Annotated in this window: 22 protein-coding genes; 8 read left to right on the top strand and 14 right to left on the bottom strand. The window is 66.7% G+C overall.

Annotation, left to right across the window (positions count from 1 at the left end; translation table 11 throughout):
• Positions 1–13: 13 nt before the first annotated feature.
• The 4 genes from C1925_RS10485 to C1925_RS10500 form a co-directional block, all read right to left on the bottom strand.
• The gene (locus C1925_RS10485) at positions 14–694 is read right to left on the bottom strand and encodes a flagellar hook capping FlgD N-terminal domain-containing protein (RefSeq protein ID WP_108768819.1); all 681 of its coding nucleotides are present in this window, start codon (positions 692–694) and stop codon (positions 14–16) included.
• A 23-nt stretch (positions 695–717) separates the two neighbouring features.
• Positions 718–1125, bottom strand: a complete 408-nt coding sequence (flgC, locus tag C1925_RS10490) for a flagellar basal body rod protein FlgC (RefSeq protein WP_079221843.1) — start codon at positions 1123–1125, stop codon at positions 718–720.
• A gap of 3 nt (positions 1126–1128) precedes the next feature.
• Complete coding sequence (gene flgB / locus C1925_RS10495; protein ID WP_108765130.1) at positions 1129–1524, bottom strand: flagellar basal body rod protein FlgB; 396 nt, start codon at positions 1522–1524, stop codon at positions 1129–1131.
• 168 nt (positions 1525–1692) lie between these two features.
• Positions 1693–2637 carry a chemotaxis protein gene (locus tag C1925_RS10500; protein WP_079221845.1) on the bottom strand — a complete coding sequence of 315 codons (945 nt, stop codon included), beginning with the start codon at positions 2635–2637 and terminating at the stop codon, positions 1693–1695.
• 109 nt (positions 2638–2746) lie between these two features.
• Here C1925_RS10500 and flgA point away from each other — a divergent pair, with 109 nt between their 5' ends.
• From flgA to C1925_RS20960, 5 genes are all read left to right on the top strand, one after another.
• A complete protein-coding gene (flgA, locus tag C1925_RS10505; RefSeq protein ID WP_108768820.1) occupies positions 2747–3403 on the top strand; it encodes a flagellar basal body P-ring formation chaperone FlgA in 657 nt (218 codons plus the stop codon).
• A 75-nt stretch (positions 3404–3478) separates the two neighbouring features.
• The gene (gene flgM / locus C1925_RS10510; RefSeq protein WP_079221847.1) at positions 3479–3784 is read left to right on the top strand and encodes a flagellar biosynthesis anti-sigma factor FlgM; all 306 of its coding nucleotides are present in this window, start codon (positions 3479–3481) and stop codon (positions 3782–3784) included.
• Positions 3781–4119, top strand: a complete 339-nt coding sequence (locus C1925_RS10515) for a flagellar protein FlgN (RefSeq protein WP_108768821.1) — start codon at positions 3781–3783, stop codon at positions 4117–4119. Before flgM ends, C1925_RS10515 begins: the two co-directional genes overlap by 4 nt.
• 93 nt (positions 4120–4212) lie before the next feature.
• Entirely contained in the window at positions 4213–5430 is a 1218-nt protein-coding gene (locus tag C1925_RS10520; protein ID WP_108768822.1) for an ATP-binding protein, read from the top strand.
• A gap of 130 nt (positions 5431–5560) precedes the next feature.
• Positions 5561–6367: a hypothetical protein gene (locus C1925_RS20960; protein WP_159097511.1), complete on the top strand. Its 807-nt coding sequence runs from the start codon at positions 5561–5563 to the stop codon at positions 6365–6367.
• Positions 6368–6565: 198 nt separating this feature from the next.
• Here the strand turns inward: C1925_RS20960 and C1925_RS10525 are convergent, their stop codons facing one another.
• The gene (locus C1925_RS10525; RefSeq protein ID WP_108768823.1) at positions 6566–8341 is read right to left on the bottom strand and encodes an EAL domain-containing protein; all 1776 of its coding nucleotides are present in this window, start codon (positions 8339–8341) and stop codon (positions 6566–6568) included.
• A gap of 3 nt (positions 8342–8344) precedes the next feature.
• Positions 8345–10447, bottom strand: a complete 2103-nt coding sequence (locus C1925_RS10530; protein ID WP_108768824.1) for a PAS domain-containing sensor histidine kinase — start codon at positions 10445–10447, stop codon at positions 8345–8347.
• Positions 10448–10578: 131 nt separating this feature from the next.
• Between C1925_RS10530 and C1925_RS10535 the strand changes: the two genes are divergently transcribed.
• A complete protein-coding gene (locus tag C1925_RS10535; protein WP_108768825.1) occupies positions 10579–13317 on the top strand; it encodes a GGDEF domain-containing phosphodiesterase in 2739 nt (912 codons plus the stop codon).
• A gap of 238 nt (positions 13318–13555) precedes the next feature.
• Here the strand turns inward: C1925_RS10535 and C1925_RS10540 are convergent, their stop codons facing one another.
• From C1925_RS10540 to C1925_RS10575, 8 genes are all read right to left on the bottom strand, one after another.
• Entirely contained in the window at positions 13556–14077 is a 522-nt protein-coding gene (locus C1925_RS10540) for a hypothetical protein (protein ID WP_108768826.1), read from the bottom strand.
• A gap of 182 nt (positions 14078–14259) precedes the next feature.
• Positions 14260–14652 carry a hypothetical protein gene (locus C1925_RS10545; RefSeq protein ID WP_254051420.1) on the bottom strand — a complete coding sequence of 131 codons (393 nt, stop codon included), beginning with the start codon at positions 14650–14652 and terminating at the stop codon, positions 14260–14262.
• Between the two features lie 104 nt (positions 14653–14756).
• Positions 14757–14978, bottom strand: coding sequence for a hypothetical protein (locus C1925_RS10550; protein ID WP_108770678.1), 222 nt, complete (start codon positions 14976–14978; stop codon positions 14757–14759).
• A gap of 98 nt (positions 14979–15076) precedes the next feature.
• Positions 15077–16267 (bottom strand): methyl-accepting chemotaxis protein, encoded by a 1191-nt coding sequence (locus tag C1925_RS10555; RefSeq protein ID WP_108768827.1) that lies wholly within the window; start codon positions 16265–16267, stop codon positions 15077–15079.
• 166 nt (positions 16268–16433) lie between these two features.
• A complete protein-coding gene (hflD, locus tag C1925_RS10560) occupies positions 16434–17048 on the bottom strand; it encodes a high frequency lysogenization protein HflD (protein WP_108768828.1) in 615 nt (204 codons plus the stop codon).
• On the bottom strand, positions 17045–18187 hold the full coding sequence (mnmA, locus tag C1925_RS10565) for a tRNA 2-thiouridine(34) synthase MnmA (protein WP_108768829.1): 1143 nt from the start codon (positions 18185–18187) through the stop codon (positions 17045–17047). Before mnmA ends, hflD begins: the two co-directional genes overlap by 4 nt.
• Positions 18184–18645 carry an NUDIX hydrolase gene (locus C1925_RS10570; RefSeq protein ID WP_108768830.1) on the bottom strand — a complete coding sequence of 154 codons (462 nt, stop codon included), beginning with the start codon at positions 18643–18645 and terminating at the stop codon, positions 18184–18186. The genes mnmA and C1925_RS10570 overlap by 4 nt, the downstream gene beginning before the upstream one ends.
• Position 18646: 1 nt before the next feature.
• Complete coding sequence (locus C1925_RS10575; RefSeq protein WP_108768831.1) at positions 18647–19135, bottom strand: hypothetical protein; 489 nt, start codon at positions 19133–19135, stop codon at positions 18647–18649.
• Positions 19136–19245: 110 nt separating this feature from the next.
• Here C1925_RS10575 and clpS point away from each other — a divergent pair, with 110 nt between their 5' ends.
• Together clpS and clpA are read left to right on the top strand one after the other, a co-directional pair.
• Positions 19246–19572, top strand: coding sequence for an ATP-dependent Clp protease adapter ClpS (gene clpS, locus C1925_RS10580; RefSeq protein ID WP_079221861.1), 327 nt, complete (start codon positions 19246–19248; stop codon positions 19570–19572).
• Between the two features lie 305 nt (positions 19573–19877).
• Positions 19878–22160, top strand: coding sequence for an ATP-dependent Clp protease ATP-binding subunit ClpA (gene clpA, locus C1925_RS10585; protein ID WP_108768832.1), 2283 nt, complete (start codon positions 19878–19880; stop codon positions 22158–22160).
• Positions 22161–22203 lie beyond the last annotated feature (43 nt).

Here is a 22203-nt window from a genome sequence, read left to right on the forward strand (position 1 = left end):
GCGGGGGTGCGGCTCAGCTGACGCGGAGCACGTAATCGATCGGGGCCGTGCCCAGGCCCTTGAGGTTCAGGTACAGGCCATCGGAACCAACGGTCACGCTTTCCACCGGTGCCTGCACGTACGTGGAGAGCTTGGTGCTGGTGCCCGCGGTGTCGACGTGGTTGGCGACGATGGAGTACTTGCCCGGTTCCATGCGCTTGCCATTGGCGTCCTTGCCATCCCACTTGAATGCGACCTCACCGGCGGCGATGGCCTCGACACTGATCGAGGTGACCTTGCTGCCGTTGGCATCGGTGACATCGACGGTGACGATGCCGGCGGCCGGTGCAGCGACGGTGCCACTGACATCGCCTTCGGCTTCGAGTACCAGCTTCTCGGACGGCACCAGCACTTCATGGCCGACCAGCGCCGCGCCACGCAGTACCTGGTCGCTGGCCATCGATTCCTGGAAGCCCTTCACCGAGGTGTTGAGGTCGGTGATACCCTGCACGGTGGACATCTGCGCCATCTGCGCGACCATCTGCGTGTTGTCCATCGGCTTCAGCGGATCCTGGTGCTGCAGCTGCTCGGTCATCAGGCGCAGGAAGTCGGCCTGGTCGAGTGTGTTCTTCTTCTTGGTGCTGTTGCTGTTGGGGGCGTTCAGGCCGAGTGCGGCGTAGACGTCCTGGTTGGTCTGGGTGGTGACGGTGGTCATGCGGTGGTCCTCGCGGGCGCGCCTCAGCGGCCCATGGTCAGGGTGGCCAGGGCCAGTTCCTTGGCGGTGGTCAACATCTCCACGCCCGCCTGGTAATTGCGCGAGGTCGAGATCAGGTTGACCATCTGCGCCACCGGATCGACGTCGGGCTGGTAGATGTAGCCATCGGCATCGGCCAGCGGATGGCCGGGCTCGTAGCGCTTGATCGGCGCCGCATCGCTCTGGGTGATTTCCTTGACCTTCACCGAGGTGATGTTCGGATCGGTCTTGCTGGTCACGGCCTGGAAAATCGGCTCCAGCGGCTTGTAGACCGCATCGGCCGAGCCGGCGATGCTGTCGGCGTTGGAAAGGTTGGAGGCGATGGTGCTCATGCGCACCGACTGCGCCTGCAGTGCGGAGCCGGCGATATCGAAGATCGGCAGGTTGCTCATGGCTTACTGCCCCGTGATCGCGGTGAGCATGGAACGGACCTTGCTCTCGACGAAGCTGAGCGAGGCACGGTATTCCAGCGCGGCGCGGCCATAGGCGGCACGCTCGGCATCGGGGTCGACGGTGTTGCCGTCCAGGCTGGGCTGCACGCCCTCGCGGGCCACCTGGAACGGGTTCAGGCCACTACTGATCTCGTAGTGCTGCTCGTTCGTGGTGGTCATCAGGCCGTTGGCGTCCAGCCCCTGGGCATTGCGCAGGGCGGCGTCGAAGTCCAGGTCCTGGGCCTTGTAGCCGGGAGTGTCGGCATTGCCGAGGTTGCTGGCGATCAGCTTCATCCGCTGTTCGCGCAACGGCATGGCCTGGGCATGCACGCCCAGGTAATCGGTAATCAGGTTGCGCACGGTGCACTCCCACGGGAACGATGCCCGGGAAGCTGCAAGGGGTGTGCCAAAGCAGAGGAGGGTAGTGCCGGCCGCTGGCCGGCTCCCCGTTGGATCCACGACAGCCGGCCAGCGGCCGGCACTACCGGATCAGGCGGCGTCAGGCCGCCATGGCCGGATCAGGCGGCCTTACGCCGCCATCGCCACCTTGCGCAGGCGGTCCAGCACGAAGTCGGCCAGCTCGTGCGGCGAGTACTTGGCCACGAAGGCGTTGGCGCCTACGCGTTCCACCATCGCATTGTTGAATACGCCGGACAGGGAGGTGTGCAGCAGCACATACAGCCCGGACAGGCCGGCGTGGCGCCGGATTTCCGTCGTCAACGTATACCCGTCCATGGCGGGCATCTCGATGTCCGAGATCACCATGGCGTAGCGGTCGGCCGGGTTTTCGCCCGAGGCGTGGATCTGCAGCAGGTGGTCCAGCGCCTGCTTGCCATCGGACAGCAGGGTGGCGCCCACCCCCAGCTGGTCCAGCACGCTGCGGATCTGCTGGCGGGCCACGCGCGAGTCGTCCACCACCAGCACCTGCAGCTGGGGGGCGTCGGCGGGCATGGCCATGGTCGGGTCCAGCACCGCCTCGCCGCGTATCTGGGCGATGTCGGCCAGCACGCTTTCGACGTCGATCACCTGGATCAGCTCGCCCTGGAAGCGGGTCACCGCGGTCAGGTAGCTCGATTCGGCGCCCAGTTCCGGCGGCGGGTGGATGTCCTCCACCGCGATGTTGACGATGCGCTCGACCCCGCTCACCAGGAAGCCCTGGATGGAGCGGTTGAACTCGGTCACCACCAGGTAGCCGGGGGCAGTGTCCGCGTCCGGCTCACGCTCGGGGTGGCCGATGGCCAGGCCCAGGTCCAGCACCGGCACCGAGCGGCCCCGCACGTCGGCCACGCCGGCGAACTGGCCGGGCAGGCCGGGCACCTGGAACAGCTCCGGGCGGCGCAGGACTTCCTGCACCTTGAAGACGTTGACGCCAAAAAGCTGACGTCCGCCGAGACGGAACAGCAGCAGCGCCAGGCGATTGTGGCCGGCCAGTCGGGTCCGCTGGTCGATCCGGTTGAGCAGGTCATGGGACATGGCTGCTGTATCGGCGTGGGGGCGGCCGAACTTGAGCGCTTTTGTAGAGTCGAGCCTCTGGCACGCCACTTGCACGCACCCGGCCAGGTCTTACCGAACAGGAGGCGCCATGCGCCGGATCACATCTCTATTGGCCATCGCCCTGGCGTTTGTCTCGCCATGGGCGGCCGCCACCGACTGGCAGCCGGTCGCCAGCATCCGTACAGCGGCGCTGTCGACCCTGCCAGCCGGCGCCGAGGGCGAGGCCGTGGTGGCCGATGCAATGCGCCTGCCGCGCTGCGGGTCGGCCCTGCAGGTGCAGCCCACCGCCAACACCACGGTGGAGGTCAGCTGCCCCGATCCAGGCGGTTGGCGCCTGTTCGTGCCGGTGAAGGTGCGCCACAACCAGGCCGCGCTGGTGCTCACCCGTGGCATTGCCACTGGAGAAACCCTGGCCGCGGCCGATATCAGCACTGTCCAGCGTGACGCCGCACGGATCGCCGGTGCCGTGCTGTCCGATCCCGCAGCGGCGGTCGGTCGCATTGCCCGTCGGCCCCTGCAGGCCGGAAGCCTGCTGTCGGCCAACGACCTGGTCACCGAGCGTCTCATCAAGCGAGGAGACAACGTGGCCCTGGTGTCGCGGCGCGGTTCGGTCGAAGTGCGCATTGCCGGCCGGGCGATGGGCGATGCGGGCGAGAACGACCGAGTTTCGGTAGAGAACCTGTCCTCCCGCCGCATCGTGCAGGGGACCGTGGACGCCCATGGTGACGTAATCGTGGCGCGTTGAAAAAGTAAGAAATTTCCCTAAAGATCACGGCCCAGCGGTCGTTATCCCTTGTGAACGGCAACTCCAGGACACCCCATGAGCCAGAAAATCGACGGCAACCTGCAGGTCCCCCAGGCACTGCGCAGCGTGACGACCCCGGCCACCAAGCCCGGCGTCAGCGGCGATGCGCCGGCGCGCCCGGTGGAGGCTGCCGACAGCCTGCGCCTGACCGGCGAGGCCACCAACCTGCAGGCGCTCGAGCGTGAGCTGAGCACCGCCCCGGCCATCGACACCCAGCGTGTCGCCGCCGTGCGCGAGTCGCTGCAGAACGGCAGCTACAAGATCAATCCGGACGCGATCGCATCGCGCATGCTCGAACTGGACCAGCAGCTGCAGGGATGACCGCGGCGATGAGTGAACATCTTCAGCGACTTGCCCAGGCCCTGGATGTCGAGCATCAGGCCCTGGTCGAGCACGATGTGCACGCGCTGATCCGCGCGACCGGCGCCAAGCTGGAAGCACTGCGCGCCCTGGATTCCACCCCGCCGGTGGGTGAGGGCGAGCAGCTGCAGGCGCTGGCCGAGCGCAACCGCGCCAACGGCGTGCTGCTGTCGCGCCGCCGCCGCGAGGTGGACTGGGCGCTGCGCCAGCTCGGCCGCACCGAGGCATCCTCGTCGTACGACGCCAAGGGCCAGGCCCACACGGTCAACGCACGCCGGCCGCTGGCCGTCGCCTGATCGACCCACCGGCCGCCGGCAGCAGCCGGTGGGCTGCTGCGATGGCGCGGCAGCGCGTATATTGGGCGCCTGTTCGCAAGCCCCCGAGTCGCCGTGTCCGCCGCCAACGCCCTGGTTACCGCCCCCCTTCCGCCGCAGCCGGTGCTGCAGGCCCTGCTGGAGCGCGTGCGCGAAGGCATGCTGCTGTTCACCGAAGACGGGCAGGTCGCCCTGGCCAATCCGGCCGCACAGAACCTGCTGGGCAGCAACGAGACCACCGGCCCCGCGCCGCAGCGCCTGCGTGAGCTGCTGCCGCCGGATGCGCTGGAGCAGGCCCGCCTGCACGGTCAGTGGAACGGCAGCCTGCCGGTAGGCGAGGGCGTGGTCATCGCCCACCTCTACCACCACGGCCAGCCGGGCAGCGGCCACTACCTGGCCCTGTTCCGCCCCATCGAGGGGCAGGAAGACTACGAGCGCGAGCTGCAGCAGCGCCACGCCGAGCTTCGCCAGGCCTACCTCCGCCTGAACGGCACCCAGGAAAAGCTGCTGCAGTCGGAAAAGATGGCCTCCATCGGCCAGCTCGCCGCCGGCGTGGCGCACGAGATCAACAACCCGATCGGCTACGTGCACTCCAACCTGGGCAGCCTGCAGGAATACCTGCGCAGCCTGTTCACCGTCATCGAAGCGTACGAGCGGGCCCTGCGCGCGCCGGATCCGAAGGCGCTGATCCCGGAAATCGACGATATCCGTGACCGCCTGGACATCGATTTCATCAGCCGCGACCTGCCGCAGCTGATGGCCGAATCGCGTGAGGGCATCGAGCGGGTGACACGCATCGTGCGCGACCTGAAGGACTTCTCGTATTCCGGCCGCGACGAGTCGTGGAAGCTGGTGGACCTGCATTCCGGCCTGGAATCGACCATCAACATCATCTGGAACGAGCTCAAGTACAAGGTGACCCTGCACCGCGAGTTCGGCCAGCTGCCGCTGGTGGAATGCCTGCCTTCGGAACTCAACCAGGTCTACATGAACCTGCTGCTCAACGCAGGCCATGCCATTGCCGAGCGCGGCACCATCACCGTGCGCACCGGGGTGGACGGCGACACGGTCTGGGTGGAGTTCGAGGACACCGGTGGCGGTATTTCGCCGGAACTGCGCCAGCGCATCTTCGATCCGTTCTTCACCACCAAGCCGGTGGGCAGCGGCACCGGCCTGGGCCTGTCGATCTCCTACAGCATCATCAACAAGCACCACGGCCGCATCGACCTGGACAGCACGCCCGGCGTCGGCTCGCGCTTCCGCGTGGTGCTGCCGATCAAGCAGCCCAGATAGGGTATTGCGCTACGCGCTGCGAATGATCCGCCGGATATTAATTTAGTGTATTGGGGCGTGGTCACTGCGCAAGTGGCCTGCCGATAGACAGTGATGTGTTCGTTTGGCGTTTCAGTATCAGGTTGCGGTCATGAAGAAGAAGCGAGTAAGAAATTCTGGCGTGGTGGCACGCTCCACTGGAGGCGCCAATCAAGTTTCGGAGAGGAAATCTTCTATTGCGCCGCTTCTCTTGTCTAGCTTCGCATTGCTTGTTTCGCTCGCCGGCGTCTTTCTCCAGTGGCGTGCGGACGTTGCTCAACGGCGCGAGGTGGTTAATCTTTGGGTGAAGCCAAGATCCGAAAGTCAGTTTATTAGGTTATCTGATTTTGGTGCTGGCGGAGGGCTTTTAGAAACCGAAGGGGCGCTTACTGTAGCTAATAATGGTGGCATAGCAGTTGCGATTACTGGATTTGATATCAAGACTTTGCCCTCTGATAGCGTTGACAGTAGTGATCTGGGAAATGATCTCCGCGATCTCGGTAATGTGGCGGCGAGTAAGTCCGTGGGCAAGGCTTACGGATTTTTCGTCGGGCTCAATGGGGGGCTAAGGGGGAAGGATGGCAGCGTTGTCGCGCTCCCCATAGTTCTTGCACCCGGTGAGGCAAAGGTGTTTTTCGTTCGCGTAGGATTGATGGTCTCTCGACCTGTTTATGACAAGCTGGTGGCGATTGATCGCAGGGTCCCAAGAGAGCGAGATAGGATATTGAATGCGCTTTATGATGAAGGCCTGGATTCTCATGGGAATCCAGTTAAGGTGGGACAACTTGGCGGCAGTGGTCGCTTTATTGAGTTTGCCGCTCACGACGACCCGAGAATGCCGCTCTACAGTTTTGATATTTCCACCGCGCGTGGAGGAGAGTTCAGTGTGCGTCGGTTCTGGACGCCGGATGGGTTCTGACTCTACTGGCCTGTGAAGATTTATATGCGGGCAGCCAAAATATTGCTTGCTATCAAGAGATGGCGTTTATTCTGACGAGTTGGTAAATCATAATGACACTGGGTCGATCTGATTCTGCTGCCAGCTCACTGGGAGGCGGTTCTTTGGGTTGAAATTTAGTTGGAGCAGAGTCGAGCATGGCTCGATTCTACAGGTGGGTCACCGCAGCGGCGAGCGATCCTCGCCTGCATCCGCCGCTTCCACCGCCGTCGGCCCGGCATTGCTGCGCCGCTGTTCCTCGTACGTGCGGAACGCCTGGTGGATGTGCTTGCGCAGCTCGTCGTCGTTCCAGGGCTTGGTCAGGAAGCGGTAGATCGCGCCGCGGTTGATTGCATCGGTCACCGTGTTCAGATCGGTGTAGCCGGACAGCACCAGGCGGATCGTATCCGGGTACAGCATCTTCACCCGGCCCAGGAACTCGGTGCCGCTCATGTCGCTCATGCGCTGGTCGGACAGGATCACCTGCACGTCGTTGATCGCCAGCAGGTCGAAGGCATCGCGCACGTTGCCTGCAGCCAGGATGCGGTAGCCATCGCGACGGAACAGGCGCACCAGCGAACGCAGCACGTTCTCCTCGTCGTCCAGCAGCAGCAGGGTGCGGTCCGGACGGGTCTCGGCGAACGCTTCCGGGCGCAGGTAGCGGCGGCGCAGGGTCATGCCGGCGGCATCGGCCGACATCGGCTCGCCGAACAGGTAGCCTTGGAACACGTCGCAGTCGTTGCGACGCAGGAAGCCCAGCTGTGCCTGCGATTCCACCCCGTTGGCAATCACCGTCATGCCCAGCTGGTGGCCCATGGCGATGATCGCGCGGGCGATGGCGGCCTCGCGATTGCCGGCCGGCGCGCTCTTGATGAAGCTGCGGTCGATCTTCAGCTTGTCCACCGGGTAGCGCACCAGCGCGCTGAGGCTGGAATCGCCGGTACCGAAGTTGTCCAGGCTCAGGCTGATGCCTTCGTTGCGCAGGTTGGCCAGGGTCTCGTGGACGAAGTTGACGTTGTTGGTCAGCGCGCTTTCGTTGATCTCCAGCGTCAGCATCTGTGCCGGCACGCCCGCCGCCTGGATCAGCCCCATCACCTCGGCGAAGAAGTTCGGGCGCAGCAGCTGCAGGGTCGACACGTTCACCGCGATGGTGAAGTCATCGAAGCCCTGGTCGCGCCACAGCCGCGCCTGCTTCAACGCGCCTTCCAGCACCCAGGTGCCGATCTGCACGATGATGCCCAGGCGTTCGGCGGTGCGCATGAAGCGCTCCGGCACCAGCATGCCCAGGGTCGGCGACTGCCAGCGCAGCAGCGCTTCCATGCCCACCACGTGGCCATCGCGGGCGCTGACCAGCGGCTGGTAGCGCAGCTTCAGTTCGCCATTGGGGATCGCATCGACGATCTGGCGGGCGATGATGCTCTCGCTGTGCGCGCTCGGCGGGGTGTCCACCGCGTGGATGCGCACCGCATTGCCGCCTTCGCGGGCCGCCTGGTACAGCGCATCCTCGGCATGGTCGAGCAGGCGCGAGGCGTTGCTGGCGTGCTCCGGGCACAGGCTCACGCCCAGCTTGCCGGTCATGAACAGCGTGTACGGCAGCACCGACAGCGGCAGCTCCATCTGCTGGCGGATTTCTTCGGCGAAGTCTTCCGGCAGCGGCAGGTCGGCGGTGCGCGGCACGGCCAGCAGGAATTCATCGCTGCCGTGGCGCCACAGCTTGCCGCGGCCGCGCAGGTAGGACTGCAGGCGCTGCGCGACCAGCACCAGCGCCTGGTCGCCGACCTCGGCACTCATGTTTTCGTTGACCGATGCGAAGTGGTCGATATCCACGTGCATCAGCATCAGCGGGGTGCCGCCGGAGGCGGCTTCGGTGACCATGGCCTGCAGCTCGGGGTTGCCGGCGCCCAACCGATCGGGGGCGTCGTCGATGCTGACAGGGGGCATGTTGGGGTTCCACATGGCTCAGTGTTCCGGGGAATCGGCGGCGGTCGCAGTGACCACCTGGTAAGGAAGATGGACGTCGACGAGCGTACCGGCGCCATGCGCCGACTCGATGCGGACGTTGCCGCCGACGCTCTGCGCACGTTCGCGCATCACGATCAGGCCCAGGCCGCGCGGGCCGTCCGGGTCGAAACCCTCGCCGTCATCGCGGATCAGCAGGTGCAGGCCACGCTGGTCGACATCGCGCAGCTGCAGCTGCACCTGGCTGGCACGGGCGTGGCGCAGCACATTGGTCAGGCTTTCCTGGGCGATGCGGAAACAGGCCTGTTCGATGCTGTTGTCCGGGCGCGAGGGCAGGGTGTCGATCTCGGCCAGCAGCTCCACCGGCGAGGATCGGAACAGCACCCGTGCCTGCCAGCTCAGTGCCGCCTCCAGGCCCAGGGCGTCCAGCTGCGGCGGGCGCAGCAGGGTGGAGATGTCGCGCAGCTTGGCCACGGTGGTATCGGCCAGGCTGACGATCTGCGCCAGGTCCTCGCTGCGGCGTCGTGCGTCTGCTTCATCCTGCGCGGCGTAGGCGGAAAGCTTGATGGCGGTGATGGCCTGGCCGATGTCATCGTGCAGGTCGCGCGAGATGGCGCGGCGCTCGTCCTCCTGAAGCGAGAACAGGCGGCCGGCCATGGCCTGCAGTTCGCGGTTGCTGGTTTCCAGCGCGGTGCGCGTGCGTTCGGATTCGCTCAGGTCACGCACGATCAGCAGCTTGCAGTCGCGGCCGCCGTAGCGCACTTCGCCCACCGCCAGGCCGGCGTGGAAGCGGCGGCCATCGGCGCGCTGCATCACCACCACGCTGTTATGCCCGGGGCTGTGCTGCGGCTGGCCGGCACGCAGCTGCAGGCGCACCCGGTCCAGTTCCGCCGGGTCCACCAGTGCATCCAGCGGCTCGCCCAGCAGGGTCTGGCTGCCATAGCCGAACAGGGCCGCGGCCCAGGCGTTGGCGTACAGCACGTGCTCGTCGGACAGGATCACCACGCCGTCGGGGAGCACCCGCACCAGCTCGCGGAACTGCTCCTCGCGCTCACGCAGCAGGCGTCGCGACTGCTCGCGCTCGGTCACGTCCTGCAGGGTGCCCAGCACCCGCTCGCGGCCGGCCTCGTCCGTGCCACAGGCCGCGCGCAGGTGCACCATCAGGGTACGGCCATCCATCGACAGCACGGGCAGCAGCACATCCACCTGCAGCTTGGGGTCGGTGCACAGTTCGGCCAACAGCTGCTCGGTCTGCGCGGCCGTGGTCGGGTCGGCCGGCACCAGCAGTTCATCGAAGCGATGCCAGCGCCGCGCCTCGGGCGGGCGGCGGCCCAGCAGGCGGTAAACCTGGTTGGAGTAGCGGCCGAGGCCACTGGCTGGGTCCAGCTCCCAGGCGCCGATGCGGGCCAGTTCGTGTGCCTCTTCCACGCGGGCCAGGGCCTGGTCGCGGCGCAGCTGGGCCAGGTCCTCGGCGGTGCGGTCGATGGCGATCAGCAGGCGGGCGTTGTGGCCGTCGTAGCCGATCGCGTTCGAGCGCAGTTCCATCTGCCGGCGGCTGCCATCGCGCAGCTGCAGCGGGGTGCGCAGCACGCAGATCTGCTCGGGCGCCTCGCGGATCGCCTCCAGCTTGTTCTGCAGGATCAGCCTGTCGCCGGGCGGCCACAGCACGTCGATGGTCTGCTCCAGCAGCGCGTCGCGCTCCCAGCCGAAGGCCAGGCAGGCGGCCGGGTTGGCGTCGAGGATGGCCAGGCTGTCCAGGTCGTAGACCAGGATCGGTCCGGGGTTGCCCTCGAACATCTGCCGCAGGCGCAGCTCCGAGCCCTGCAGGCGCGCATGGGTGCGCAGCACATGCTCGGCCAACGGGCGCAGCAGCAGGTACAGCAGGCCGGCGCTGGCAAAGGCGAAGAAGGCGTCCTTCACGGTCTGCCAGAACGCCAGCTGCCGCGGGTCCGATATCAGTGCCGCTATGGCGCCATCGGTGGCGATCATCCAGGCCAGCGCCAGCATCAGATAGGTCAGCACCACCCGACGGCGGTCACGACCCAGCGCCTTCGCCATCTGCGGGTCGGGAGCGGGGGCGGTGCCGGTCGGTTCTGCGGGCATGGACAGGGCAAGGGGAGGGGGCGCCAGCCATATTAACGCGCGACCGCGTCCAGGCACTCAATTATCCGCCGCAGGCGCCGTTAACCACTGCGTGCCCCGCTGTCGGGCGCGCCATTCCGGAGCAACATCGCGTGGACCAAGGGATCATCGCCAGCCTGCTGCAGCACCCGCTTGCCTCGGCGCTGGTCATCGTCGACCGTGGCGGCCGTCCGCTTGCAGCCAACCCGGCCGCGCGCGAACACGGCCTGCCGGCGACGGTGGCCGCCTACGCGCCGATGCTGGAGGACCTGCGCCTGCTGGCGGCCGACGGTGGCATCGTCGCCTGCACCCTGCCGGGCGGCCCGCGCGGCCACTACGACGGCTACCTGCGCGCCGTGCATGATGGCAGCGGCAACCTGCTGGCCTTCACCCTCAGCGTGCCGGAGCCGGTGCCGGTCGATGCCGGTGGCCGTTGGGAGCTGGCGCTGGAAAGCGCCGGCCACAGCCTGTGGGACTGGGACATTCCCAGCGACCGGGTGGTACGGACGCCTTCGCTGGTGGAGGAGACCGCCAACAACATCATGTCCCGCGTCCACGGCGATGACCTGGCCGACATGCGTGCGGCGCTGGACGAGCACCTGCGCGGCCACAGCGAGCAGTACAGCGCCCAGTTCCGCTTCCGCCAGGAGGATGGCCAGTGGCGCTGGGTGCTCGACCGCGGTCGCGTGGTTGCGCGTACCGCCGATGGGCAGCCGCTGCGCATGGTCGGCACCCATACCGACATCGAGCAGCAGAAACAGCTGGAAGCGCTGCTGCAGGAACAGCAGCTGCACCTGAGCGAGGCCCAGCGCATCGCCAGCATGGGCAGCTGGTCGTTCGACCCCACCAACCACCGGTTCTGGTGGTCGCCCGAGCTGCGCTCGCTGCTGGCCCTGGCACCTGGCGAAGTGCCCGGCCAGCGGCGCTGGCTCAAGCAGCTGCACCCGCGTTCGCGCGGCGCGCTGCGTGCGGCCTGGCGCCGGCTGTGGCGCGACGGCCGTGCCGCCAACCTGGAACTGGAACTGACCCGCGGCAGCGAGCCGTCCCAGCACCTGCGCCTGTGGATGCAGCCGCTGCTGGACATGGATGGCCATCCCAAGCGCCTGCTGGGCCAGGTGCAGAACATCACCGAACAGCACCAGACCGATGCGCTCATCCGTTGGCGCACCGAGCTGCTGAACCGCGTCTCCGCGCTGGGTCGCATCGGTGGCTGCGAGATCGAAGTCAGCACCAGGCACATGCAGTGGACCGAGGAGTGCTACCGCATCCACGGCCTGCGCAAGGAGCCGATCACCCTGGACCAGGCACTGGCGCTGTACACCGAGGATTCGCGCGCGCACTTCGAGGCGGCGCTGCTGCGTATTGCCGGTGGTGGCCTGCCCGAACAGCTGGACCTGTGCTTCTACCGCCAGTCCGGCCTGCGCGTGTGGGTGCAGGTGTTGATTGAACTGGATCGCCGCGACGGCCTGCCGCCGCGCTTCGTGGTCCTGTTCCGTGACATCACCCGCGAGCGCGAAGCCAATGAGCGCATCGAGCTGCTGGCCCACTACGACCTGCTGACCGGCCTGCCCAACCGCGTGCTGCTGGGCGAGCAGACCGCCGAGGCCATCGAGGAGGCCCGCGACCGTGGCACCTCGCTGGCGATGCTGTTCATCGATCTCGATGGCTTCAAGAACATCAACGACAGCTTCGGCCACGCCACCGGCGATGCGCTGCTGAAGGCCGCAGCCACCCGCCTGCACCAGAACCTGCGCAACAACGATCTGTTCGGCCGCTTCAGCGGCGACGAATTCATCGTGGTGCTGCGCGACCTGGCCGAGCCGGAGGATGCCGGCCACGTGGCGCGCAAGCTGATCGGCTCGCTGGCCGAGCCGCTGCGCCGTGGCGATACCACCCTGAAGGTCGGCGCCAGCGTGGGCATCGCCATGCTCGGCGACAGCCAGACCGATTTCGACTCCCTGCTGCGTGCCGCCGACGCGGCGATGTACGCGGCCAAGGAAGCCGGGCGCAACACGTATCAGTACTACAGCCAGGACGCCCTGGCGCGCATCCAGCGCCGGCTGGAGATCGAGCATGGCCTGCACGGTGCCATCGAGCGCGAGGAGTTCAGCCTGGCCTACCAGCCGCTGCTGCATGCCCATCACGGTGAACCGCCGGCCATCGAAGCGCTGCTGCGCTGGCATCGTCCCGGCGTGGGCTACTGCAGCCCGGCCGAGTTCATTCCCATTGCCGAGAAGTGCGGCGAGATCGTCCGCATCGGCGACTGGGTGCTGTCCGAAGCCTGCCGCCAGGCGGCGGCGTGGGATCGTGCCGGTCTGCGTTTCGAGCGCATCGCGGTGAACGTCTCGGCCGTGCAGCTGCGTGACCGCGGGTTCGCCGAGCGTGTGATCGAAATCTGCCACGCCCATGGCTGGCCGCCGCAGCGGCTGGAGCTGGAACTGACCGAATCGGCGCTGATCCGTGACACCGACATCCTGCGCCACTGTTTCGACGTGCTGGAACGGCACGGCGTGCCGCTGGCGGTGGACGACTTCGGCACCGGCTTCTCCAACCTGCATTACCTCAACCGCTTCCCGGTGGGGCGCCTGAAGATCGACCGCAGTTTCGTGCAGGGCATGCTGCACGACACCGGCACGGCCGAAGTCACCCAGGCCATCGTCCACCTCGGTCACGCGCTGGGCATGAAGGTGGTGGCCGAAGGCGTGGAAACGCACCAGGAAGAAGACATGCTGCGCCGGCAGGGCTGCGACGAGATCCAGGGCTACCTGTACTCGCGTCCGCTCAGCCCGCGCGACCTCGCGCTGTGGCTTCGCCAGCAGCACGCCACCCCGGAAGTCGCCCTGGCCCGGTAGCGGTCGCGCCGGGCAATACCCGGCGGCACGGATCTTTGCATGGGTGAGTGCCGACCTTGTAACGGTAGCGCCGGGCCATGCCCGGCGGCACTGGTCTGTGCCCTGGTGGGTGCCGACCGTTGGTCGGCACTGATGCCTGCACTCGCGACCATCCACGCATGGCGTGGATCTACTGCCTCAGTACTGGTGGGTGCCGACCGTTGGTCGGCGCGGATGCTCATCCACGCATGGCGCGGATCTACTGGCCAGCGAACCGCCGTGGGAATTCCGAGCGCAGCCGTGCCCTTACGGCCTCAACCACGTTGGCATAGCGCCGTCGCTGGATGCGATAGCCCATGTAGAAAATCAGCGGGCACACCAGCATCGGCCATGCCATCGGGCGCACCAGCATGATAGGTACCACCAGCAGGGTCAGGATCAGCGCGAACCAGCTGCATCGACCGATCACGCGCACCTCGCGCCGCCGCATGTCGACCACGATCAGGCCCCGCATCAACCCGAAATAGCGTCCCTGGAAGGACGGCTCGAAGCTCTCGCGGAAGGCCACGCTGCCGTCGGGCAGGGCATGGAACGCCAGGCGCAGCCATTTTTCGATGGGAAGATCGTGGTCCAGTCCGGCCAGCGACAACTGGCTGAGTTCAGCCGGCGAAGCCGCGACCCGCTGGTTGAACAGGATGATGCCGGTGCGAAAGAAAAACGGCGCCCAGAACAACAGCAGCAGGACTTCGATCAGCAACAAAGCGATCAGGGCGATGGCCATCGGTCTTCCATGAACGGGACCGGCGCATCATGCCACAGCGGCTTCGGCTGCCCGAAACCAGTAGATCCACGCCATGCGTGGATGGTGTCAGGATGGCCCTGCTCCTACAGCTCAGTCATCTTCAACGAGGTCGCTCAGGTCCAGGATCTGCGGATTGACGCTGCTTGCAACGATGCTTCTGATCAGCCCCGGTCGGCGTCGAAGCGAGTAGGCGCGTATCGCATGGATGGGGCTGAATTCACACAGGTGGTAGCGAGAGTGCCCACGATCACGGGCCTGTTGAAGTTGACCTCCCTGGGATCATCCAGTGGCAGCACCCACTTCCCACCGTGTAACAGCCTGACGGTCTCTCCCAGGTATCGGGCAAGTACGACCCTCAGGGAGTCCCGCTCATCGTCGGAGAGCGTAGCTGCCATCAAGTCATGCAGGCGTTCCAGCCTGTCGAGGCTTTCGGGGCTTCCATCGAGCGCAATGCCATGGATTCGTGCCTGCGCGACCAGCCATTCGATCTGGCCGTCCATCAGCATCAGGAATTGATCAAAGGCTTCGCGGGCCTCATCCAGGTCAAGCGTCATGCTGATGTCGTGTCAGATGAAGCGGGCAGTGTGTCCCGTCCATGAAGCGCACGCCATGCAATAGATCCTAAATTTGCATCAGTGGTGCAGGATCGGGGCACCCGTCAGGGATGTTTCAATGAATCCCCATCCAGCCCAAGATCCCAGGCCATCCCCAGCAGTTCACCCGCGGGTGCGTGTGGGGCAGGGCGGGCATCGGCCAGCTGCCTCAGCTCCTCGATCTCCTCGCGTGCGACCGCCTCCAGCTGCTGCAGCTGTTCGCGCACGCTCGGGTTGCGCGGGGGTTCGGTGGGGTCGATCGGGGGCAGGGCGCGGATCAGGGTCATGGTGCGCGGGTCGGGGGCATCCAACGGCAGGTTACAGGCAAAGGCCCCGGAATGACCGGGGCCTTGCGGGCTGCCGGAGCAGGCAGCGGACATCAGGATCAGAACAGCTCGACCGTGCCGGCGCCCATGTTCTGCTGGGCCACCGGCTTGTGCGGCGGGCGCTCCCACTCGCTGCGCAGTTCGCGCAGGCGGCTGCCGGTGCGCTGCAGGGCGGTGGCGATCTCTTCGTCGAACACGCCGCCGTTACGGTGCAGCAGTTCCTGCAGGGCCACGGCTTCGCGGTTGATCGCGGTCAGGCGGTCCAGATGGGTGTGCACGCCGCCCAGGGCCTGGGTGGCGATGTCTTCGAACTGCAGGGCGCGCACGGCTTCGGCCACGCTGCCGTCGATCGAACGGGCGCACTCGGACACTTCGCGCATGCCATCGCCCAGCGAGGCATTGATCTGCGCCACGTTGTCCAGCATCGCCGCCGCTTCCTGGCGTGCTTCGCGGGAACGGTCCATGTCACGCGAGGCCATGTGCGAGACGGTCTCGCGCACCTTGGCGATGGCGTCCTTGGAGCTGTGGGCCAGCTTGCGGATCTGTTCGTTGAAGGTGGTCGAGCGCTCGGACAGGTTGCGCACTTCGTCGGCCACCACCGCGAAGCCACGACCGGCTTCACCGGCACGGGCCGCTTCGATGGCCGCGTTCAGCGCCAGCAGGTTGGTCTGGTCGGCAATCGACTTGACGTCTTCAAGCAGGGCGAAGATGCCGTCCAGGTGCTGGGCCATCTGGTCGATGTGCTGCACGGTGGTGCTGCTCTGGCCGCTCACCTGTTCCAGCGCTTCCACCAGCTGTTCCATGCGGTGGTTGGCGTGCTGGGCGAAGCGGGCGACGTCGAGGCCGGCATTGCCTTCGTCACCGGCGCGGTCGACGATGCGCGACAGGGCCTGGCTCTGCTGGCGCGACTTGCGGTTCATCGCATCGAAGCTGCCACCCAGGCTGGAGACGGCCTGGCGGATCAGGTCACGGGCGCGTTCGACTTCGCCACGCGAGCCGTCGATCTCGTTGCCGACGAAGCTGCGCAGTTCGGTCAGCAGCTGGTCCTGCTCACGCAGGACACGGGCATGTTCCGGGGAACGCTGCGCCTGGGCGCGGGTGGTCCACCACGCAAAGCCCAGCCAGCTCAGCGTCATCGTGGTCAGGATCGCCCAACGCAGGGCGGCCGGCCATTCGAAACCGATGGCGAAGGGGAGCAGCAGGGTCAAGGCCAGGGGGGCGGCCAGACGGATGAAAATGCGTGAGTACATGGACGTTCTCGGGAGGTGCACGGAGGATGTATCGGCCGTACCCCCTTTCTCTTTAACGTCGATGTGGCTTCTGGATGCGCCGGATTTCCGACGCCCCGGTGCGTCAGGGGTCAGCCGCGGGGTCGGATCCCTTTTCCACGGAAAAGGGCTCTGACCCCAAGGCCCCTCAGGCCAGCTGCCGGTCCACGGCTTCGGTCATCGCCTTGCGGCTGAGCAGGAAGTCCCAGTAGCTGCCGCCCAGCTGCCGCCAGAGCACGGCCGCACGCACGGCGGCCAGCAGCAGCGCGCGGATCTCGGCCACCACCCCGGCCTGGCCCAGGTAGTGCGGGTTGCCCTGCACCATGACGCGCGGCTTGAGGTGGCTGATGGTGTCGGCGTAGAGGCCGCCCAGGCTGGCCAGCACGTCCGGGTGGCCGCTGTCGCCCAGCTCGGCGGCCTGGCGCTGGGCACGCTCGATGCCCGAGGCGACCTTGTTCACGGTGGCGCCGTCCTGCACGAACCGCCGCTCCAGCTGCAGCACCGACAGGGCCAGCTTGGGCAGGATCGGGTCCTGGCCCTGGTTGCGGAAGTAGTTGTGCAGCAGGCGCAGGCCGGATTTCAGCGCGTCGCGGTCACCGAAGACCTCCTGCGGGGAGGCGGCATCGATGCGGAACACGCTGTCCACCGCGGTACGTACCGCCGCGGCGTCGGAATGGCCGGTATCGGCGATACGGCGTACCTGCTGCAGGGCCTGGGCAATGCCGGCCAGGGCCAGGACGCGGTCGTCGACAGTGAAACTCATGCAGCGATTACCTCAAAAGGAGAAGGGGTGGTGCGCAGGCGCTGTTCCAGCGGCGCATCGGTGGCGGCGATGACCGCGCCGCCCAGGCAGACGTCGCCGTCATACAGCACCAGCGACTGCCCCGGGGTCACGGCCCGCTGCGGGCGGGCGAAGGTCACCTGCACGCTGCCATCGTCCAGCACCTCGACCGTACACGGCTCGTCCGGCTGCCGGTAGCGGGTCTGTGCCGTGCACTCGAAGCGGCGGGCCGGCGGGGCCCCGGCAATCCAGTGCGCGGTTTCCGAGCGCAGGCGGTCGGACAGCATCCACTTGCTGTCCCGGTCCTGGTCCACGTACAGCACGTTACTGGCCACGTCCTTGCCGACCACGTACCACGGCGCCGCGGGGCGGCCGCGCACGCCGCCGATGTTCAGGCCCTCGCGCTGGCCCAGGGTGAAATAGAACACGCCCGGGTGCTCGGCGATGACGCTGCCGTCGGCCGGGTCGAGTATCTGGCCGGTCTTCGCCGGCAGGTAGCGGCCGAGGAACTCGCGGAAGTCACGCTCGCCGATGAAGCAGATGCCGGTGGAATCCTTCTTGGCATGGGTCGGCAGGCTGACGTCGCGGGCGATCCGGCGCAGGTCGCTCTTTTCCAGGTCACCAATCGGGAACAGGGTGGCGGCCAGCTGTTCCTGCCCCAGCTGGTGCAGGAAGTAGCTCTGGTCCTTGGAACGGTCGGCGCCGCGCAGCAGCAGCCACTGCTGGCCGCGCTGGGCGACCCGCGCGTAGTGGCCGGTCGCGATGCGCTCGGCCCCCAGCTCGCGGGCGGCGTCCAGGAAATGCTTGAACTTCACTTCGCGGTTGCACAGCACGTCCGGGTTGGGCGTGCGGCCGGCGGCGTACTCGGCCAGGAAGTGCTCGAATACGCCCTGCCAGTACTCGCTGGAAAAATCGCGGAAGTGGAACGGGATGCCGAGCAGACCGCAGACGGCCACCGCGTCGCGGCGGTCATCCTCGGCACGGCAGTCGCCGCTGCCATCGTCGGCCCAGTTCTGCATGAACAGGCCGGCCACGGCCTCGCCCTGCTGCACCAGGCGCCAGGCGGCCACGGACGAATCCACGCCGCCGGACACGCCGACCATCACCCGTGGGCTGCTCATGCGACCTCCTGGACCAGGGAAAGCGGATGGCGCTGGCCGGCCAGGTAGTCGGCCACCACCTGCCAGACCAGCGGGCTGCGCAGGCGCGACCCGGCGGCCTGCAGCTCGGCCGGGTCCAGCCACAGGGCGCGGTCGATGCCGGTATCCAGCGGCTGCTCGGGGTCGTGCGAGAGCGGGCGGGCGGCGTAGCAGAAGCGCAGGAACGCCGTGCCGTCAGGCGCGGTCCACTGGTAGCAGCCGATGAAGGCGGTCAGTTCCACCGTCCAGCCGGTTTCCTCGCGCGTCTCGCGCAGGGCGGCGGCGGCCAGGCTCTCGCCCGGTTCCAGGTGGCCGGCGGGCTGGTTCAGCACCTGCCGCCCCTCGATGGTTTCTTCCACCAGCAGCACGCGGCCGCCGTCGACCACCAAGGTGGCCACGGTGGCATGCGGTGCCCAGCGCGGGTCCTGCACAGCGTTCAACTCAGAGGTCGTCCTTCTTGGTCAGCTCCAGCTCCATCGCATCGGCGGTACGGATGGCCGCATCGATGGCGTCGCTGAGCTGGTCGGTGGTGGCATCGGCGTCGATTTTCACCACGAACATGGCGGTCTTGTCCTGCTTCACCCAGCCGCCCATCTTGGCGTCCTGGGAGTCTTCCAGCATGCGGTTGGCCACGGCTTCGGGGAACTGCGCGGTCTTGGACACATAGCCCGGCGACCAGATCTCACGGATGTTGTGGCTGCCGAAGTCCTCCACGGCCGAACGCACGTAGACGATCTGGGTGCGATCGCCTTCCACGTCGAACACCATCTGGTAATCGCCGTCCTCGTCCACCTCGAAGGTGTAGCCCAGCTTTTCCAGGTGGCGTGCGATGGCGGCGTCGGCCTTGCTGCTCTCTGCGGCGGTCGCGGCACCGGCACTGCCGGCGGCGGCCAGGGCGAACAGCAGAGCAGGCAGAAGGGTCCTTTTCATGAAAATCCTGTGAAACGTGGGGGACAGGCGTTGATTGTGACGGCGGCCGTGCGTGCCGTCCATTCCGCGGCGGGCCGACGCAGGACCGTCGCACCCTCTATAATGTCCAGATGCCCCGCGAGTCTTCCCCCGAATCCCATCACGATCACGGTATTGCCGTGGAGCCCGCGCGCCCGGAAGTGGCGCCGCCGCCGTTCTACCAGGTCATGATCCTCAACGACGACTACACCCCGATGGATTTCGTGGTGGACGTCCTGCAGCAGTTCTTCAGCATGGACCTGGACAAGGCCACGCAGGTGATGCTGCACGTCCATACCCGCGGCCGCGGTGTCTGCGGGGTGTTCACCCGCGAAGTGGCCGAGACCAAGGTCGCCCAGGTCAACGAGTACTCGCGCATGAACCAGCATCCGCTGCTGTGCACGATGGAAAAGGCCTGACCCCGGCGCATCGCCGGTAATCCGCACTGTTCCAGCCATGGCCGTTCTCTGGCCCCGTCTGCGTGCTCACGTTCAATCCGCCTGCCTTGCCCGCAAAGAACCCGGGCGGGGCGCGTTGCGGGTCATCACGTGGCAATCGCTGGTGGCTCGGGTAGGGTTCGCCGAAGCTCCGGCGGGCGCCCCGGGCGTGAACGATGATCAAGCAATCCGCACTGCTAACGCCATCTGAACGCAGCAATCCGCTAGGGTGATGGAAATCGCGTAGTCAGGCCGCATATTGTCCCCATCTGCCGCCGGAGTAATCCATGTTCAGCAAAGACCTCGAACACACCATCGGCCAGTGCTACAAGCGTGCCCGTGAGGCCCGGCATGAATTCATGACGGTCGAACACCTGCTGCTGGCACTGCTCGACAACCCGTCTGCCCAGGCCGTGCTCAAGGCCTGCGGTGCCGACGCCGAACGCCTGCGCCAGGAGCTGGAGCAGGCCATCGAGGCCTCCGTGTCCCGCCTGGCCGAAGACGACGGCCGCGATACCCAGCCGACCCTGGGCTTCCAGCGCGTGCTGCAGCGGGCCGTGTACCACGTGCAGTCCTCGGGCAAGAAGGAGGTCACCGGCGCCAACGTGCTGGTCGCCATCTTCGGCGAAAAGGACTCCCACGCCGTCTATTACCTCAACCAGCAGGACGTCACCCGGCTGGACGTGGTCAATTACCTGTCCCATGGCATCGCCAAGCTGGGCGAGGAGGGCGAGCAGCCGTCTTCCCCCGAGGGCGAGGGCCGCATGGACGGTGGGGACGGTGAGCCCAAGGGCGATGCCCTGACCGAATTCGCCAGCAACCTCAACGAACAGGCCCGGGCCGGTCGCATCGACCCGCTGGTCGGTCGCGCCGACGAGATCGAGCGCACCATCCAGGTCCTGTGCCGCCGCCGCAAGAACAACCCGCTGTACGTGGGTGAGGCCGGCGTGGGCAAGACCGCCATTGCCGAGGGTCTGGCCCGTCGTATCGTCGAAGGCTCCGTGCCGGACGTGCTGGCCGATGCCGTCATCTATTCGCTCGACCTGGGCGCGCTGGTGGCGGGCACCAAGTACCGCGGCGATTTCGAGAAGCGCCTGAAGGGCGTGCTGACCGCGCTGAAGAAGGTGCCCAACGCGGTGCTGTTCATCGACGAGATCCACACCATCATCGGTGCCGGTTCGGCGTCGGGCGGCACCATGGACGCCTCCAACCTGATCAAGCCGGCCCTGGCCTCGGGCGAGCTGCGCTGCATCGGCTCGACCACCTTCCAGGAATACCGGGGCATCTTCGAGAAGGACCGTGCCCTGGCGCGGCGCTTCCAGAAGATCGACATCGTCGAGCCGACCGTGGGTGAAACCTACGAGATCCTGCAGGGCCTGAAGAGCAAGTACGAGGCCCACCACGGCGTGACCTATTCGGACGAGGCGCTGCAGGCCGCAGTGGACCTGTCGGTGAAGCACATCGCCGACCGCCTGCTGCCCGACAAGGCCATTGACGTCATCGACGAGGCCGGCGCCCGCCAGCGCCTGCTGCCGGAAGGCCAGCGCAAGGAGCTGATCGACGTCGAGGAAGTCGAGGCGATCATCGCCAAGATGGCCCGCATCCCGGCCAAGCAGGTCAGCGCCACCGACAAGGACGTGCTGCAGCACCTGGAGCGCAACCTGAAGATGGTGATCTTCGGGCAGGATCCGGCCATCGGCACCCTGGCCTCGGCCATCAAGCTGGCCCGCTCGGGCCTGGGCAATCCGGAGAAGCCGATCGGCAACTTCCTGTTCGCCGGCCCCACCGGCGTGGGCAAGACCGAGGTGACCAAGCAGCTGGCGCTGCAGCTGGGCATCGAGCTGGTCCGCTTCGACATGTCCGAGTACATGGAAGCGCATTCGATCAGCCGCCTGATCGGTGCGCCCCCGGGCTACGTCGGCTTCGACCAGGGCGGCCTGCTGACCGAGAAGATCGTCAAGACGCCGCACTGCGTGCTGCTGCTGGATGAAATCGAGAAGGCCCACCCGGACATCTTCAACATCCTGTTGCAGGTAATGGACCGCGGCGTGCTGACCGATACCAACGGCCGCGAAGCCAACTTCAAGAACGTGGTGCTGGTGATGACCACCAATGCCGGCGCGGCCCAGGCCTCGCGGCGCTCGATCGGCTTCACCAAGCAGGACCATGCCACCGACGCGATGGAAACCATCCGCCGCAGCTTCACGCCCGAGTTCCGCAACCGCCTCGACGCGGTGGTGCAGTTCCAGCCGCTGGGCTTCGAGCACATCCTGCGCGTGGTCGACAAGTTCCTGATCGAGCTGGAAATGCTGCTGCAGGAAAAGCACGTCAGCCTGTCGGCCACCCCGACCGCGCGCGACTGGCTCGCCCACCACGGCTTCGACCCGCTGATGGGTGCCCGCCCGATGGCGCGCATGATCCAGGACAAGATCAAGCGTCCGCTGGCCGACGAACTGCTGTTCGGCAAGCTGGTCGATGGCGGTCGCGTCAGCATCGACGTGCGCGACGACGAGCTGGTGGTCGAGAGCCACGCCGAACCGGAGCGTTTGCTGCCGGCAACGGTGGAGTAAGGGCTGGGTTTGATGGATGTTGCAGGACAAGGGCGGCTTCGGC

This window comes from Stenotrophomonas sp. SAU14A_NAIMI4_5 (assembly GCF_003086795.1).
Lineage (GTDB): Bacteria > Pseudomonadota > Gammaproteobacteria > Xanthomonadales > Xanthomonadaceae > Stenotrophomonas.

Excerpts from the sequence above, each read along its gene's own strand:
- C1925_RS10485 (WP_108768819.1), bottom strand. The coding sequence starts at position 694 with ATGACCACCGTCACCACCCAGACCAACCAGGACGTCTACGCCGCACTC.
- flgC (WP_079221843.1), bottom strand. The coding sequence starts at position 1,125 with ATGAGCAACCTGCCGATCTTCGATATCGCCGGCTCCGCACTGCAGGCG.
- C1925_RS10500 (WP_079221845.1), bottom strand. The coding sequence starts at position 2,637 with ATGTCCCATGACCTGCTCAACCGGATCGACCAGCGGACCCGACTGGCC.
- flgA (WP_108768820.1), top strand. The coding sequence starts at position 2,747 with ATGCGCCGGATCACATCTCTATTGGCCATCGCCCTGGCGTTTGTCTCG.
- flgM (WP_079221847.1), top strand. The coding sequence starts at position 3,479 with ATGAGCCAGAAAATCGACGGCAACCTGCAGGTCCCCCAGGCACTGCGC.
- C1925_RS10515 (WP_108768821.1), top strand. The coding sequence starts at position 3,781 with ATGACCGCGGCGATGAGTGAACATCTTCAGCGACTTGCCCAGGCCCTG.
- C1925_RS20960 (WP_159097511.1), top strand. The coding sequence starts at position 5,561 with ATGAAGAAGAAGCGAGTAAGAAATTCTGGCGTGGTGGCACGCTCCACT.
- C1925_RS10525 (WP_108768823.1), bottom strand. The coding sequence starts at position 8,341 with ATGTGGAACCCCAACATGCCCCCTGTCAGCATCGACGACGCCCCCGAT.
- C1925_RS10530 (WP_108768824.1), bottom strand. The coding sequence starts at position 10,447 with ATGCCCGCAGAACCGACCGGCACCGCCCCCGCTCCCGACCCGCAGATG.
- C1925_RS10540 (WP_108768826.1), bottom strand. The coding sequence starts at position 14,077 with ATGGCCATCGCCCTGATCGCTTTGTTGCTGATCGAAGTCCTGCTGCTG.
- C1925_RS10545 (WP_254051420.1), bottom strand. The coding sequence starts at position 14,652 with ATGACGCTTGACCTGGATGAGGCCCGCGAAGCCTTTGATCAATTCCTG.
- C1925_RS10550 (WP_108770678.1), bottom strand. The coding sequence starts at position 14,978 with ATGACCCTGATCCGCGCCCTGCCCCCGATCGACCCCACCGAACCCCCG.
- C1925_RS10555 (WP_108768827.1), bottom strand. The coding sequence starts at position 16,267 with ATGTACTCACGCATTTTCATCCGTCTGGCCGCCCCCCTGGCCTTGACC.
- hflD (WP_108768828.1), bottom strand. The coding sequence starts at position 17,048 with ATGAGTTTCACTGTCGACGACCGCGTCCTGGCCCTGGCCGGCATTGCC.
- mnmA (WP_108768829.1), bottom strand. The coding sequence starts at position 18,187 with ATGAGCAGCCCACGGGTGATGGTCGGCGTGTCCGGCGGCGTGGATTCG.
- C1925_RS10575 (WP_108768831.1), bottom strand. The coding sequence starts at position 19,135 with ATGAAAAGGACCCTTCTGCCTGCTCTGCTGTTCGCCCTGGCCGCCGCC.
- clpS (WP_079221861.1), top strand. The coding sequence starts at position 19,246 with ATGCCCCGCGAGTCTTCCCCCGAATCCCATCACGATCACGGTATTGCC.
- clpA (WP_108768832.1), top strand. The coding sequence starts at position 19,878 with ATGTTCAGCAAAGACCTCGAACACACCATCGGCCAGTGCTACAAGCGT.